This is a genomic window from Dactylosporangium maewongense (genome assembly GCF_039531485.1).
GTDB classification, from domain to species: Bacteria; Actinomycetota; Actinomycetes; order Mycobacteriales; family Micromonosporaceae; genus Dactylosporangium; species Dactylosporangium maewongense.
Window position 1 is genome coordinate 264211 of sequence record NZ_BAAAQD010000007.1, and the last position, 15531, is coordinate 279741.

The window sequence follows — 15531 nt, forward strand, 5'->3', positions numbered from 1 at the left end:
CGGGGTACGACACTTTTTCACGCCCGCCGAAGGCCGGGGACCCATGGACCTCGGTCAAGCTCAATACGGCACCTGTGCGGCCCGCGCGTAACTCGACAAAAAGGAATATCAACTCGAAACCCTCGAACAGGGTCGCGTAATCCCTGAAAAGCAGCGACCATGAAGACCTCCTGGGGCAAGAGGGGTGCATCATGCAGTCGACGCTGGCGGTCCTGTGCCCGTTCGCACCGCGCCTCTCGCCGCACGCCGACCTCGTCCAGCGCTGGTCGCTGCACTGGGCCACCAGGCACGGCCTGCTCGACCGCGCGGGCGCCCGGGCCGCGTTCGCCAGGGCAAGGTTCGCCAACCTGATGGCCCGCACCTACCCCGACGCCGCACCCGCCGACCTGCAGCTCGCCACCGCCTGGCTGATCAGCGTCTTCGCCCTCGACGACCGCCTCGAGCGGGCCGGCGACCCGGCGGCGACCAGGCGCCTCGTCGACGAGGTCATGCAACTGCTCGACGACGACGGCGAGGACCCGAAGGGCCACCTCAGGGCCGTCGCCGAGGTGTGGCGGCGCACCAGGCAGCGCGTCGGGCCGGCCTGGCGGGAGCGGTTCGTCGCCCACGTCGGCGACTATCTGGAGGCCACCGTCTGGGAGGCCGGCAACCGCGCCGCCAACCGTCCGCCGCCCGTCGCCGAGTACCGCACCATGCGCTTCCGCACCGCGGCCATCGACATGTTCTTCGACCTCATCGAGCCCATGCACGGCGTCGAGCTGTCCCCGGGGGTGTTCGAGGACGCGGACTTCGCCGTGATGCGCCGCTCCGCCGGGATGATCACCGCGATCTTCAACGACCTCGTGTCGTGGCCGAAGGAGGAGGCCGCCGGCGACCACCACAACATCGTGCTCGCCCTGCGGCACGAGCGCCGGCTGCCGGTGGAGGCGGCGGTCCGCGTGGCGGTCGCCGAGCACGACGCCCTGGTGGAGGAGTTCATCGCGGCCCGTGAGCGGTTCCAGGCCGGGCCGCTCGCGGGCGACTTCGCGGTCGCGGCCGTCGCCGGCGACTTCGCGCACTGGATCCGCGGCAACGTCGACTGGTCGATGGAGTCGGGCCGTTACACGCCCTCGGAGAGCACGACCCCGGCGGAGACGAGGGTCCCCGCACAGCGCCGACCGGTCGAATAAGGCGCTTCCGGCTGTCGATGCGTCGCTGGTACCGTCGGCGCAACAGCTTCTTGGAGGATGCCATGCCTGCCCGGGACACGGTCCCGGGTCGCCGGTGAACCACGGACCCGACGCGGTCCGATGGTCTGCCGAGGTGTGCCCGGGCGACGCGGAGACCCCGATCGTGCACATCCAAGAGGAGATCCTCAGTTGTCCCAGCACGTCCAGTCCGCGTGGTACGCGGACTTCTTCACCGAGCTCCCGAACGAGTTCTGGCGCCGCGTCGCCGGACCCGAGATGACCGCCGCCGACGTCGACTTCATCGAGACGAGGATCAGACCCGGGGCACGGGTGCTCGACGTGCCCTGCGGCAGCGGCCGGCACAGCCTCGCCCTCGCCGCCCGCGGCCACCGTGTCACCGGCGTGGACATCTCCGAAGAGGCCATCGCACACGCCGTACAGGCGAAGAACGGCCTGGAGGTCGAGTTCAGGGTCGCCGAGATGCGGGACATCCCGCGGACCGGCGAGTTCGACGCCGTGCTGTGCCTCGGCAACAGCTTCGGCTACCTGGAGCCGGCCGAGCTGCCCGAGTTCGTGGCGGCGGCGGCCGCGGCGCTGCGCCCCGGCGGCTGGTTCGTCGTCGACTTCAGCGCGGCGGCGGAGTCGGTCCTGCCCGGCTTCACCAAGGCGGACCGGATGATGCGCACCGGCGACATCACCGTCGAGACGAGCACCGACTACGACGTGGTCGCGAGCCGGATGCTCAGCACGTACACGTTCACGCGCGGCGAGGAGCGGCTCACCGCGACCGCCGTGCACCACGTCTACACCAGCGGGCACCTCGGCGAGCTGCTGCGCGCCGGCGGGTTCGCGGACGTGGAGCTGTTCGGCGGGCCGGACGGCGCACCGTACACCCTGGGCAGCGGCCGGCTGCTCAGCACGGCGCGACGGCGGTAGCCCGGCACACAGCACGCCGGCCGGTCAGCGCGAACGCTGGCCGGCCGGCTTTTCCGGTGCGGTGGAGAGTGGAGCTCAGATGGCGTGCCGGGAGTCGTCCGCGTCCGGCATGCGTGTGACGTCGGTGCTCTGCGTGAGGTCGGGCGCGGCCTGGACCGCGTCGCCGTGCAGCCACGAACCGGGTTTCGGTGCGGCGGGAGCCGTCGAGGGGGAGGCCACGTCGCCGCGCCAGGCCCCGGTCTCCGCGCCCCGGTGCTCGATGAACTCGCGGAAGTTCGCCATGTCGGACCTGATCACCCGGTCCACGATGCCGACCTTGTCCGCGACGTTCTCGACGAAGCCCTCCGGGTCGATGTCGAGCTGCGCGGTCACCCTGCTGTGCGTGTCGTCGAGCCGGTGGAACGTCACCACACCGGCGTGCCTGGGGCCTTCCGTCGACGTCCAGGCGACCCGTTCGTCCGGGTGCTGCTCGGTGATGCGCGCGTCGAACTCACGCCGTACACCGCCGAACTCCACCACCCAGTGCAGCCTTGTGTCGTCGAGCTGGCGGATCTCCCGCACGCTGTGCATGAACGCCGGGAACTCCTCGAACTGGGTCCACTGGTTGTAAGCGGTCCGGACGGGCACGGCCACGTCCACGCTCTCCACAACCTGACTCATGTGTGCTCCCCTTACTCTCGGTGCTCACTCTCAGCTACCCCCGCAGGGTGAGGGCAAACGCGCACAGGTTGTCCGACCGGCCCACCCATCGCGCTGGCTGAATGGGCGATCGTGGAGCACTTCGCCTACGGCGCCATCACGCCGGCGCTCGCCCTCGTCCTGTCATTCCTCGGATGCCTGCTCGGCGTGTTCATCGCCGCCCGGTCCAGGGCGTCCAGCGGCGGCAGCAGAGCCCGGTGGCTGACCCTGTCGGCCGTCGGCATCGGGGGAGCGGGCAGCTGGGTGCCGCACTTCATGGCGCTGCTCGGCACCGACGTGCCCGACGGGGTGGTCCGCTACGACGTGCCGATCACGGCGCTCGGTTTCGGCATCGCGGTGGTGGTGTACTGCCTGGGCCTGTACATCGTCGGCTTCGGCCGGCCGTCGCTGTGGAAGGTGCTGCCGGCTGGGATCGTCACCGGCGCTGGCATGGCCGCGGCGTACAGCACCGCGCCGCTCGCGATGCGCGTCGCCGGCACCGTCGGCTACGACCCGGCGACCGCCCTGGCCGCCCTCGTCGCGGCGGTCGTCGGGGCGACGGTGTCTCTGTGGTGCGTGTCGACGGTCCGCGGCAACAGGGCGCTCGGCGTCGCTGCGGCGATCATGGCCTTGGCGGCCTGCAGCACGCATTACGCGGTGATGACCGCGGTGCGGGTCGCCGCCGTGCCGTCGAGCGGGCCCGTCAGCGGTGCGAGCCCGCTGGCCCTGCTCACGCCGGTCTGCGTGGCCGCCTGCGTGCTGCTGAGCGTCCTGGCGTACGCGACGGTCGGCTTCTCCGTGCGGCAGAACACCGAGTCCGAGGAGGAGCTGCTGCGGCGGGCCCGCGACATGTACTCCATCGCGACGCTGCACCGCGCGGCGGCGGCCCGGCACGAGGAAAGGGACCGGGGCAAGGCCGCCCCGGTCCCTCAGTGATCTCGTTGCCTACTTGAGCGCGGCCGCCGGGTCCGCGGCCACCTGCGAGAGCCGCTCCGGGGTCACCGCTCCGGCCAGGACCCGGCCGTCGTCGGTGATCAGCACGCTGAACAGCTTGCTGTTGAACGTCCGGCCGCCGTTGCCCAGCGGGAGCTGGTTGATGGCGTCCTGCACCTTCTTCTCCTCGGCGGGGTCCGTCGAGGCCTGCCCCGGCTGCCCGGTCCGCACGACGAAGACCGAGGTCCAGCCGGTGCCGATGACGGTGCTCTTGGGCTGCTCACCGTTCTGCTGGCCGTTGTGCTCCGGCTGCTTGCCGGCGCCCTCGGCCTTGCCCGGGTCCGCCTCCTCGACCTTGGTGCCGGCCGGCGGGTTGAACACGAACTGCGAGTCGTCGGGCCGGGCGAAGCTCACCTGCGTGAACGCCACCTCGAACGCCGGGTTGGAGTCGCCCTTGGCGAGCACCTGCACCCGCAGCGGCAGCTTCTCCTGCGCGTCGATGGCCAGGCGGATCTGACCGATCGTCGACGCCGTGTCACGCGGGCGCAGGATCAGCTCGTACGCGTCCCGGCCGGCGATCTTCGCGGAGTTGCCGATGGAGACCTGCGTGGTCGGGTCGATCGCCTTGAGGGCGAGGTCGGCCGCTTCCTGAGGACTCTTCGGCAGCTCGCTGGGGACCGGACCCTTCTGCGTCGGGTCCGTCTCGGCGCCGTTCTTCTTGTAGTGCTGCGCCGTCGCGGACTTGCTGTTCCAGGTCCAGGTGTCGGAGCCGTTGTGGATGATGTCGCTCTGCCCCTGCGTGCCGAGCAGCGACAACCGGGCCTTGTCAGGTCCCGAGTACCACACCCGCAGGGTGTGCTTGCCCGACACAAGCGACGTGAGCTCCGAACTCTGGTCGCCCAGCAGCGACGGCAGGGCCGGCAGGCCCAGGTCGGCGCGCTCGACGACGGTGCCGGACAGGCCGTCCAGCTGCGCGGTCTGCAGATCGACCAGCAGCTGTGCGGCGGTGCGCGGCGGCAGGTTCGGCTCGGCGGCGACGGCGAGGGTCTTTGCGGCCACGCCGGCACCCACCACGGCGACCGCGGCGACCGCGGGCACCGCCCACCGTAGGACAGGTCGTGACGTGAACTTCGACATTGGGTACACCTCCTGCCGACCATGGTGCGCGGGGTCGGCTGTGACATCGCTGAGACCGCCTGTGCGTTCCCACAGCACAGCGTGCCACGCTGGTGCACGTGAGGCTGCTGGTGGTCGAGGATGAGATCCGCATGGCGGGGGCGCTGCAGCGCGGCCTGCAGGCGGAAGGGTTCGCCGTGGACGTCGCCGGGGACGGGCCGACCGGCCTTGAGCTGGCCAGACACGGCGGCTACGACGCGGTGATCCTGGACATCATGCTGCCCGGCCTGTCCGGGTACCGGGTGGTGTCCGCCCTGCGCGCGGAGAAGAACTGGGTGCCGGTGCTCATGCTGTCCGCGAAGGACGGCGAGTACGACCAGGCCGACGGCCTCGACTGCGGCGCCGACGACTACCTGACCAAGCCGTTCTCGTATGTGGTGCTGGTCGCCCGCCTCCGCGCGCTGCTGCGCCGCGGCGCGCCGGAGCGGCCGAGCGTCCTGACGGTCGGGGAGCTGACCCTGGATCCGGCGCGTCGGCGGGTCACCAGCGGCGGCGAGGAGATCGTGCTGACGGCGCGGGAATACGCGCTGCTGGAGTACCTGATGCGCCGCCCCGGGCAGGTGGTGTCGAAGACCGAGCTGCTCGATCACGTGTGGGACGCCAGCATCGACACCGCGCCCAACGCCGTCGAGGTCTACGTCGGCTACCTGCGGCGCAAGCTGGGTCGCGACGCCCTCGAGACGGTCCGCGGCGCCGGATATCGGCTCAGGTCAGCATGATCTGGTGGTCGCGTCTTTCGCTTCGAGGCCGGCTGGTGCTCCTCGGTACGAGCGGGCTGATCGTCGGGCTCGCGATCGCCGGCGTGGCGATGGCGACCGCGATGACGTACAGCTTCCGGGGCACGCTGGACCGCTCGGCCGACACGACCGTCGGCGAGATCGCCGCGATGCTGGAGGAGGGGTCGACGCTCCCGTCGCCGCTGCCGGCGCCGGCGGGGCAGGTCGTGCAGGTGCTCGACGCCCAGCACCGGGTCGTCGCCGGCGACCGGAACGCCGACCTGCTCGTGCCGTTGCTGCATCGCGACGAGATCGACAAGGCGCTGCACGAGCGGATCACCGTGTCCGGCGACCGGGCGCTGCAGCCCGACCAGTTGCGGGTCACCGTGCGGCAGGTCGAGGACGGCCGGATCGTCGTGGTCGCGGTGCCGCTGGGCGACTACAACCGCAGCCTCGAACTGCTCAAGACGTCGTTGTGGGTGACGTACCCGGCGCTGGTCACCATCCTGGTCGCGATCGCCTGGAAGGTCGTCGGGCAGGCGCTGGCGCCCGTCGACCGGCTCAGCGCGTCCGCCGAGCGGATCACCGGCGCGGCGACCGACGAGCGGCTGCCGGTGCCGCCGTCCAGCGACGAGATCCAACGGCTCGCGGTGACGCTCAACCACATGCTGGACCGGCTCGCGACGACCCGGGCCAGGCAGCGGTCCTTCATCGCGGACGCGGCGCACGAGCTGCGCAGCCCGCTGGCGAGCATGCGCATCCAGGTCGAGGTGGCGCAGCAGCTCGGTGACTGGCAGACCGTCGGCGACGACCTGCTGACCGACCTGGACCGCCTGTCCCGGCTGGTCGACGACCTGCTCCTGCTGGCCAGGGCGGACGAGCGCGACGGGCGGCGGGTGGCGCGGGAGCCGGTCGAGATGCAGAGCCTGCTGAGGACCTTGGCGAAGCGGTACACCGGCGTCGACGTCGAACCGTCGGGTGAGTCGCTGTGGGTGGAGGGCGAGCAGGACGCGCTCATCAGGGTGGTGCTCAACCTCGCCGACAACGCGGTCCGGCACGCCCGCAACAAGGTGGTGCTGCAGGCGGAGTCCGACGGCCAGGAGGTCGTTGTCACTGTCACCGACGACGGGGAGGGCATCCCCGGGCCGCTGCGCGAGCGGGTCTTCGACCGTTTCACCCGCCTCGACGACGGCCGCGCCCGCGACGCCGGCGGCACCGGCCTCGGCCTGGCGATCGTGCGTGAGCTGGTCCGGCGGCACGGCGGCACGGTGCGGCTGCTGGACGCGCGGCCGGGGGTGCGGGCCGAGGTCCGGCTGCCCCGATTTGTTGACAGTGTCATGTGACAGTGTCATGATTGGCGGGTGACCGCGACGGGATGGACGCTTGACGAGCTGACGGCACGTGTTGCCGCCGCGCTCGAGGGCACCGCCTATGCGGGCGCACCCAACGGTCGGGTGCGCGACGTTCCCGACGCCCGTGCCATCAGGTGGTATGCGACGATCGGCCTCGTCGACCGCCCGACCATGCGGGGCCGCACCGCGCTCTACGGTCCGCGACACCTTGCGCAGCTGGTGGCGATCAAACGCCGCCAGTCGGAAGGCAGGCGGATCGCCGACATTCAGATCGAGCTTGCCGAGGCGCCCGACGCTGTCCTGTGGGAGATCGCCGACCTGCCGAAGCACGAGCAACCCAGGACACGGTTCTGGGCCGAGCCGCCCGCACCGCACACACCGCCACCGGCGCCACCGCCCGCACTGCTCAGCGGGGTGCCGCTGGGCGGTGACGTGACGCTGCTGCTGCCCGGCACACCTGGGCCCGACGACGTGGCCGCCATCCAGACGGCCGCCAAGCCGCTGCTGGAGCTGCTGGCGGCGCTGGGTCTGGCCAACGGACTGACGCGTGATACGAGTGCCGAGCTAGGGAGTGGGCAATGAGAGTCGCCACGATGACCGAGGCAGAGGCCCAGCGGGTCGCCGCCCCGAAGGATGACGCCGGTCTCGGCGCGCTGCGCACCGAGCGGGGCAACCTGCCGCTCGACCGGATCGACGTGCGCACGGCCATCACCGGCCTGGTCGCGCGCATCGACCTCACCCAGGAGTTCGTCAACGTCCACGACGTGCCCCTCGAGGCCACCTATGTCTTCCCGCTGCCCGACCGGGCGGCCGTGACCCGCATGGCGATGACCGCCGACGGGCGGGTCGTCGAGGCGGAGCTGCAGGAGCGCGGCGCCGCCCGCGAGACCTACGACCGCGCCGTCGCCGCCGGCCAGCGCGCCTCGATCGCCGAGGAGGAGCGGCCCGACGTGTTCACCATGCGCGTCGGCAACATCCTGCCCGGCGAGCGGGTCAGCGTGTCACTGTCGCTGGCGGGCCCGCTGGCGTTCGAGGACGGCGAGGCCACGTTCCGGTTCCCGCTGGTCGTCGCCCCGCGCTACATCCCCGGCGGCGCCCTCGACGGTGACAGTGTCGGCGCCGGGCACGCCCTGGACACCGACGCCGTGCCCGACGCGTCCCGCATCACGCCGCCGGTCCTGCTGCCCGGCTTCCCCAACCCGCTGCGCCTGAGCATCGACGTCGACATCGACCCGGCCGGGCTGCCGCTCGGCGAGGTCCGCTCCAGCCTGCACGCCGTGCAGCAGACCGAGCGCACCGTGTCGGTGCGCCCCGGCGAGCGGGCCGACCGCGACTTCGTGCTCCGGCTGGCCTATGGCGCCGGCGAGGCCGGGCTCGCGGTGGTGCCCGACGCCGAGGGCGGCGAAGGCACCTATCGGTTGACGGTGCTGCCGCCGGAGTCCCAGGCGCCGCCGAAGGCCAAGGACGTGGTGCTGCTGCTGGACCGCTCCGGCAGCATGGGCGGCTGGAAGATGGTCGCCGCGCGCCGCGCCGCCGCCCGCATCGTCGACACCCTCACCGCCACCGACCGCTTCGCCGTGCTGTCCTTCGACGACCGGGTGGAGACACCCGACTCGCTGCCGTCCGGCCTGTCCGACGGCACCGACCGGCACCGCTTCCGGGCCGTCGAGCACCTGTCCCGGGTCGACGCCCGCGGCGGCACCGAGCTGCTCCAGCCGCTCATCGACGGGCTGAAGCTGCTCGACGCCGCGACAGGCGACCGCGACCGGGTGCTCGTCCTGGTCACCGACGGCCAGGTCGGCAACGAGGACCAGATCCTGCGGACCGTCACGGGCGCGCTGCGCGGGGTGCGGGTGCACACCGTCGGCATCGACCAGGCCGTCAACGCCGGGTTCCTCGGCCGCCTCGCGATCGCCGGCGGTGGCCGCTGCGAGCTCGTCGAGAGCGAGGACCGGCTCGACGAGGCCATGGACCGCATCCACCGGCGGATCGGCGCGCCCGTCGTCAGCGGCGTCACCGTCACCGCCGAAGGGCTCGACCTCATCGACGGCACCCAGGCACCGGCCCGGCTGCCCGACGTGTTCCCCGGCGTGCCGTTCGTCGTCACCGGGCGGTATCGCGGCCCGGCCGGCGGCACGCTCACCGTCGCCGGCACCATGCGCGACGGCACCCCCTGGTCGACCACCGTCACCGCCACCGAGCACGACAACCCGGCGCTCACCGCGATCTGGGCCCGCGCGCTGCTGCGCGACCTGGAGGACGCCTATGTCGCCGGGCCCGGCGCCCGCTGGGCCGCCACCAGCGACGACAACCAGCTCGAGCAGCGGATCACCGCGGTGTCGCTGCGCTTCGGGGTGCTGTGCCGGTTCACCGCGTATGTCGCGGTCGACAAGCGGGTCGTCACCGACGGCGCCGAGCCGCGCCAGGTGGTGCAGCCCGTCGAGTCGCCGGCCGGCTGGGAGCTGCCGACGGCGGTGCCCCCGCCGCCGCTGCACCCGACGGCGATGTCGTATGCCGCGGCCGCGCCGGACCTGGCCCGGGCCGTCGCGATGCCCGCACCCGCACCGGGCGGCCCGCCGCCGATGCCGCCGATGGCGCCGCCACCGGCCCCGGGTGGCGCCGTGCACCGCAAGTCGGCGGGTGGTGGCGGCAGCGTGTTCGCCCGTCCCGCCGGTGGTGTCGCGCGGGCGCTGCGCGGCCGGGGCTCGGTCCGCCCGCAGGCACCGGCCTCGGCGCAGCCCGCGGCCCAGCCGTCGGTCGAGGCGGAGCGCCAGCGCGCCGACTCGGCGGAGCTGCGCCAGCTCGCCGCCGAGGAGGCCCGCCGCCTGCGCGCCGCCGCCGACCGCCCCGACTTCGAGCGCCGCGAGCTGCTCGAAGACCTGGGCTCGCGCCTGGCGGTGCTGGGCATCGGCGTCCTGCGCCTCCTGGCCGACCGCCTCACCCCGGCGGCCATCGCCTCCCAGCCCCTCGACGAGCTGTGGCAGCAGGTCCTCGAGGAGCTCGACAAGGTCTCGGGCGACCACCCCGACCAGCCCAAGTCCAGGGGCGCCTTCTGGAAGCGCTGACCAACCCCGGCGCCGCGGCCGTGCAACTCCCGCCGCGGCGCTAGGGGCCTTCAGCGTCGATCCCGGCGCCATCCGGTCCTGGCTGCGGTGCCGCCGGGTCTCGGCTGCCGGCACTGACGGGCGTCGGGTGCGGCTCAGGCGGGTCTCGGCGTGTGTCGCGGCGCCGTCGGGCTCCGGTGTCGGTTGCTGCGCCGTCGGGAGCCGTTGCCGCCGCGGCCGGGTGTCGGTTGCGGCACTGCAAGGCTGGCTGTAGCAGTCGTCGCGGCGCCTTCGGGTTCGGTGCCACCGCTCGGGCACGTCACCGAGCTTCGGCGCCGTCGGGGTCGGCGTTGGCTGTGGCGTCGTCGGGCTCCGGTGTTGGTCGCAGCGCTGCTGGGCTTCGGCGTGGATGGCGGCGCCACCGCTCGGGTGCGCCACCGGGCTTCAGCGGCGTCGGGGTCGCGAGCCGGTGCGCGCGGCGGGCCAGGCGGTCGGCGTTGGCTGTGGCGTCGTCGGGCTCCGGTGTCGGTTGTGATGTCGTTGGGATTCGGCGTGGATGGCGGTGCTGGCGGGCTCCGGCATCCGTCGCCGCCGCGCCGGACCGCGGGTCTCAGCTCCGCCCCTTGGTGCTGGGCCGCCGCGGTCGGGGCGGGTGACCTGGGGACCTCGGCGGTGCGTGAACCGAGGACGTCGCGCCGCGCCCAGAGCCTGACCTGGGGGAGTCCGGCCTGCGTGACCTCGGGGCAGGGCGGGGCAGAGCGGGGCGCATTGATCGCTGGCACTTCGAGATCCGGCCGGTTGAACGACAGCTGGTTGGGCAGTGGCTCGGGGTTCGCCGGGCCGGTCGAGCGCAGACCGGTCGGGCAGTGGCTCAGAGCCGCCAGGCGGGTCGGGCGCGGGCCGGCTGGGTAGCGGCTCGGAGGTTCGGCAGGCCGGGTGGGCGCGCGGCCGGTTGGGCAGGCGCGGGTTCGGCAGGCTCGTCCGGCGCGGGCTGGTCGGGGAAGTGGCTCGGCGATCGGCAGGCTGGTCCGCAGTGGGCCGGCTGGGTCGTGGCTCGGGCTTGGCGGGCTGAGCTGGGCAGAGGCTCGGGTTCGGCGGTCTGCAGCGGGGCCAGTGGGGTTGTGGCTCGGGTTTGGCGGGCTGGGTCGGGCGCGGGACGGAACGAGTGTTCGGGCGATCGAAGGTTGGCCGGGCATGTGGCGCTGGACGGATCGGGGCGTCGGCGCTGGTCGGGGTGTGCCGGTCGATGTGCTTCAAAACGGGGGAGCGCATCGGCCGGCATGGCTCGGGGGTGGGGGTGTGTGCGGATCGTGGGGTGCTGCGGGGTTCTGTACGGTACGGCGGTGATCGTGCAGCGGATCGCTCGTGGGGTGACCGAGGTGCTGGCGCCGGCGGTGCTGGTGTCGGTGCTGCTGGTGCTGCTGGCGGTGCACGGGGCGCCGAGCGTCGGGCGCGGGCTGCTGCTGGGGGTCGTCGCGGCGCTGTTCGAGAGTGTGCTGCCGTTCCTGTACATCCTGCGCGGCGTGCGGCGCGGGGAGCTCACGGACCGGCATGTGGGGGATCACCGGCAGCGGCGGGGGCCGTTGCTGGTCGGGCTGGTGTCGGTGGCGGTCGGGTTCGTGGTGCTGGTCGGGCTGGACGCGCAGCAGGAGCTGCTCGCGGCGGTCGTCGCCGGTGGGGTGGGGCTGGTCGTCGCGGCGGTCGTCAACCACTGGTGGAAGATGTCGATCCACACGGCCGTGGCCGCGGGGGCGCTGGTGATCCTGATGCTGGTCTACGGCTGGCTGCTGATCGTGACGGCGCCGCTGGCGGGGCTGGTCGGATGGTCGCGGGTGGCGCTGAAGGACCACACGGTGGCGCAGGTCGTCGTCGGGGCCGTGGTGGGCGCGGTCGTGGCGGGCGGGGTGTTCTCGGCCCTGCGGTGACGCGGCGGATAGAGTTTGCGGGGAATCAGACCTCTTCACGCTTGGGAGCAGACCGTGTCCACAGTGCGCTCGAATACCATCGTGGTCACGGCCGGCACGACCGCCGCCGCCGCGGTCGCGGAGGCCGGGCTGCCGACCAGCGGGCCCAAGGCGATCGTCGTCGTCCGCGAGGCCGACGGCCGGCTCCGCGACCTCGACTGGACGCCGGAGCAGGACACGGAGGTCGAGGCCGTCGACCTGTCGTCGCCGGACGGGCTCAACGTGCTGCGCCACTCGACCGCGCACGTGCTGGCGCAGGCCGTGCAGGACCTGTTCCCGGAGGCGAAGCTCGGCATCGGGCCGCCGATCGAGCACGGTTTCTACTACGACTTCCAGGTCGCCAAGCCGTTCCACCCCGATGACCTGGACAAGCTCGAGAAGCGCATGCAGGAGATCATCAAGTCGGGGCAGAAGTTCCGCCGGCGGCGGTTCGAGTCGGTCGAGCAGGCCAAGGCCGAGCTGAAGGACGAGCCGTTCAAGCTGGAGCTCGTCGACGTGAAGAGCGACAGCGGCCAGACGGTGGACGACAAGGAGGTCATGGAGGTCGGCGGCGGCGAGCTGACGATCTACGACAACCTCGACGCGCAGTCGGACAAGGTCTGCTGGTCGGACCTGTGCCGGGGGCCGCACCTGCCGAGCACCCGCATGATCCAGGCGTTCAAGCTGACCCGCGTCGCCGCGGCGTACTGGCGCGGGTCGGAGAAGAACCCGCAGCTGCAGCGCGTCTACGGCACCGCGTGGCCGACCCGCGACGCGCTCAAGGAGTACCAGAAGCTCCTGGAGGAGGCGGCGCGGCGCGACCACCGGAAGCTCGGCGCGGACCTGGACCTGTTCAGCTTCCCCGACGAGATCGGCTCCGGGCTCGCGGTCTTCCACCCGAAGGGCGGCATCATCCGCCGGGAGATGGAGAGCTACTCGCGGCAGCGGCACGAGGAGTCGGGCTACGAGTTCGTCAACACGCCGCACATCAGCAAGTCGAACCTGTTCCAGACGTCGGGCCACCTGCCGTACTACGCCGACACGATGTTCCCGCCCATGGAGATGGAGGGCGCGGAGTATTACCTGAAGGCGATGAACTGCCCGATGCACAACCTCATCTTCCGGGCCCGCGGCCGGTCCTACCGTGAGCTGCCGCTGCGCATGTTCGAGTTCGGCACGGTGTACCGCTACGAGAAGTCGGGCGTCGTGCACGGCCTGACCCGGGTGCGGGGCCTGACCCAGGACGACTCGCACATCTACTGCACCAAGGAGCAGATGGTCGGCGAGCTGCGCGGCCTGCTGCAGTTCGTGCTCGACCTGCTGCGCGACTACGGCCTGGACGACTTCTACCTGGAGCTGTCCACCCGCGACGACTCGCCGAAGTTCATCGGTGAGGCCGCGGAGTGGGAAGAGGCGACCGAGGCGCTGCGCAACGCGGCGCTCGAGTCGGGGCTGGAGCTCGTGCCGGACCCGGGCGGCGCCGCGTTCTACGGGCCGAAGATCTCCGTGCAGGCGCGCGACGCGATCGGCCGGACCTGGCAGATGTCGACGATCCAGGTCGACTTCAACCAGCCGAAGCGCTTCGAGCTGGAGTACCAGGCGTCCGACGGCAGCCGGCAGCAGCCGGTGATGATCCACCGGGCGCTGTTCGGCTCGATCGAGCGGTTCTTCGGCGTGCTGACCGAGCACTACGCGGGCGCGTTCCCGGCGTGGCTCTCGCCGGTGCAGGTGGTCGGCATCCCGGTGCGCGCCGACCACGGCGACTACCTGGCCGAGTTCGCGGCGCGGCTGCGCAAGGAAGGCATCCGGGTCGAGGTCGACCACTCCGACGAGCGGATGCAGAAGAAGATCCGCACCGCGCAGCAGCAGAAGATCCCCTTCATGGTGATCGCCGGCGACGACGACGTCACCGGTGGCACCGTGTCGTTCCGCTACCGTGACGGCTCCCAGCGCAACGGTGTCGCCCTCGACGAGGCCGTCGCGCACGTGGTGGAGGTCGTCAGGTCCCGCACGAATGTGGGACCCTCGGCGGCATGACGACGGGTACGCCGGACGACATCGAGCGGTTGTGGACCCCGCACCGGATGGCCTACATCAAGGAGGACCGGGCGGGGGACCACGACGAGCCGACGGGGTGCCCGTTCTGCCGGGCGCCCGGCCTGCCCGATGAGGACAGCCTCGTCGTCGCCAGGGGCGGGCTCGTGTTCGCGGTGCTCAACCTGTACCCGTACAACCCCGGCCATCTGATGGTCTGCCCGTACCGGCACGTCGCCGACTACACGGACCTGACCGCGGACGAGACGGTGGAGCTGGCGACCTTCACGCAGGCCGCGATGCGCGCCGTGCGCCGGGCCAGCGGCGCGCACGGCTTCAACCTGGGCATGAACCAGGGCTCGGTCGCCGGCGCCGGCATCGCCGCCCACCTGCACCAGCACATCGTGCCCAGGTGGGGCGGCGACACCAACTTCATGCCCGTCGTCGGCCGGACGAAGGTCCTGCCGCAGCTGCTCACCGACACCCGGAAGCTGCTGGCGTCGGTCTGGGAGTAGCAGTCAGGACAGGTGCGCCACGGCCTCGAACGCGGGGTCGTGGCGCAGCTTCACCTTCGCCTTGCCGCCCGGCCAGCCGGCCGCGGCGGCCTTGACCTTCTCGCCGGCGCCGGACGTGCCGTCGAGGTAGCAGTGCAGGATGCGCCGGCCCGCGGTGGTCTCCTGCGCGACCACCTCGCCGGCGCCGCCCAGCGCCGCTTCGAGCGGCCCGTCCTCGAACGCCCGCAGCTCCTCCAGGGCGTCTTCGGTGGGCAGGCCGGCCTCCTCGGCCCGGTAGGGCAGGATCACCGCGGCGTGCGTGTCGAACCGCGGCCAGCGCGCCGACCGCAGCGGCCGCTGCACCATCCCGGTCAGCGGGGCGCCGTCGACCACGGCGGAGAAGACGGCCCAGGTCGGCTCCCGGTGCCGCTCGCGCAGGTCGTCGACGGCGGCGGCGAGCTCGAGCGGGTCCCGCGCGCCGTCGGGCTCGTCGGCGCTGAAGCCGACCGACCCGACCCACAGCTCGACGCCCTCCTCGCCGAGCAGCCAGTCGAGGGCGAGGAACGTGATCTGGCCGCGGACCGGCTCCGGCAGCTTGCGGAACAGCGGGTGGAAGCCGACGACGTCGATCGCGGCGGAGTCCTCGTCGGGGGTGAACGCGAACCGCAGCAGCGCGAGGTCCAGCCGGGCGCCGGCGATCTCGATCGTGGCCGTCAGCGTGTCGTGGTCGGGCTGGCGCGCGGTGTGGAACTCCCACTCCGGGTCGGCGGCCGGGGCGAGCGCGCCCCAGCGGGCGACGACCGCGCGCAGCTCAGGGTTGCCGCCGGGGGAGACGACCAGCGCGTGCGTGGCGGTCGTGCCCTTGCTGAACTCCCAGGTCAGGTCCTTGTGGATGGCCGCGACCCGCTTGCTGATCTGCGGGGTGAGCGGCTCGAACTCGCCGGTGGAGATGGCGTCGATCACGGCCTGGCGGATCGTGGGCCACCAGGCCCAGAACTCGACGACCGGGTCCTGCTTCCTGCCCCGCGAGAAAATCATGCCGCGCAGTGTAGGCGG

Annotated in this window: 12 protein-coding genes and 1 pseudogene; 10 read left to right on the forward strand and 3 right to left on the reverse strand. The window is 72.4% G+C overall.

Features of this window, described 5'->3' with window-relative positions; genetic code table 11:
* Window positions 1-191: 191 nt before the first annotated feature.
* A complete protein-coding gene (locus tag ABD332_RS19960) occupies window positions 192-1169 on the forward strand; it encodes a terpene synthase family protein (protein WP_344503491.1) in 978 nt (325 codons plus the stop codon).
* A gap of 189 nt (window positions 1170-1358) precedes the next feature.
* On the forward strand, window positions 1359-2105 hold the full coding sequence (locus ABD332_RS19965; protein WP_344503492.1) for a class I SAM-dependent methyltransferase: 747 nt from the start codon (window positions 1359-1361) through the stop codon (window positions 2103-2105).
* 207 nt (window positions 2106-2312) lie between these two features.
* Here the strand turns inward: ABD332_RS19965 and ABD332_RS19970 are convergent.
* A pseudogene (locus ABD332_RS19970) lies at window positions 2313-2765 on the reverse strand (SRPBCC family protein); the annotation flags it as partial.
* Window positions 2766-2876: 111 nt separating this feature from the next.
* On the opposite strand from ABD332_RS19970, the gene ABD332_RS19975 reads away from it, so the two are divergent.
* On the forward strand, window positions 2877-3719 hold the full coding sequence (locus ABD332_RS19975; protein ID WP_344503493.1) for an MHYT domain-containing protein: 843 nt from the start codon (window positions 2877-2879) through the stop codon (window positions 3717-3719).
* Window positions 3720-3728: 9 nt separating this feature from the next.
* Here the strand turns inward: ABD332_RS19975 and ABD332_RS19980 are convergent, their stop codons facing one another.
* On the reverse strand, window positions 3729-4853 hold the full coding sequence (locus ABD332_RS19980; RefSeq protein WP_344503494.1) for a LolA family protein: 1125 nt from the start codon (window positions 4851-4853) through the stop codon (window positions 3729-3731).
* Window positions 4854-4951: 98 nt separating this feature from the next.
* Between ABD332_RS19980 and ABD332_RS19985 the strand changes: the two genes are divergently transcribed.
* The 7 genes from ABD332_RS19985 (at window position 4952) to ABD332_RS20015 (ending at window position 14496) form a co-directional block, all read left to right on the forward strand.
* Window positions 4952-5611, forward strand: coding sequence for a response regulator transcription factor (locus ABD332_RS19985; protein WP_203849905.1), 660 nt, complete (start codon window positions 4952-4954; stop codon window positions 5609-5611).
* Window positions 5612-5646: 35 nt separating this feature from the next.
* Complete coding sequence (locus ABD332_RS19990) at window positions 5647-6951, forward strand: sensor histidine kinase (protein ID WP_344503495.1); 1305 nt, start codon at window positions 5647-5649, stop codon at window positions 6949-6951.
* An 18-nt stretch (window positions 6952-6969) separates the two neighbouring features.
* A complete protein-coding gene (locus ABD332_RS19995) occupies window positions 6970-7542 on the forward strand; it encodes a MerR family transcriptional regulator (protein WP_344503496.1) in 573 nt (190 codons plus the stop codon).
* Between the two features lie 11 nt (window positions 7543-7553).
* Window positions 7554-10025 (forward strand): VIT domain-containing protein, encoded by a 2472-nt coding sequence (locus ABD332_RS20000; RefSeq protein WP_344503497.1) that lies wholly within the window; start codon window positions 7554-7556, stop codon window positions 10023-10025.
* Window positions 10026-11347: 1322 nt separating this feature from the next.
* On the forward strand, window positions 11348-11929 hold the full coding sequence (locus ABD332_RS20005; protein WP_344503498.1) for a phosphatase PAP2 family protein: 582 nt from the start codon (window positions 11348-11350) through the stop codon (window positions 11927-11929).
* Window positions 11930-11992: 63 nt separating this feature from the next.
* On the forward strand, window positions 11993-13984 hold the full coding sequence (gene thrS / locus ABD332_RS20010; RefSeq protein WP_344503499.1) for a threonine--tRNA ligase: 1992 nt from the start codon (window positions 11993-11995) through the stop codon (window positions 13982-13984).
* A complete protein-coding gene (locus ABD332_RS20015) occupies window positions 13981-14496 on the forward strand; it encodes an HIT family protein (RefSeq protein WP_344503500.1) in 516 nt (171 codons plus the stop codon). The genes thrS and ABD332_RS20015 overlap by 4 nt, the downstream gene beginning before the upstream one ends.
* Before the next feature lie 3 nt (window positions 14497-14499).
* On the opposite strand, the gene ABD332_RS20020 is transcribed toward ABD332_RS20015, so the two are convergent.
* A complete protein-coding gene (locus ABD332_RS20020; protein WP_344503501.1) occupies window positions 14500-15513 on the reverse strand; it encodes a hypothetical protein in 1014 nt (337 codons plus the stop codon).
* Window positions 15514-15531 lie beyond the last annotated feature (18 nt).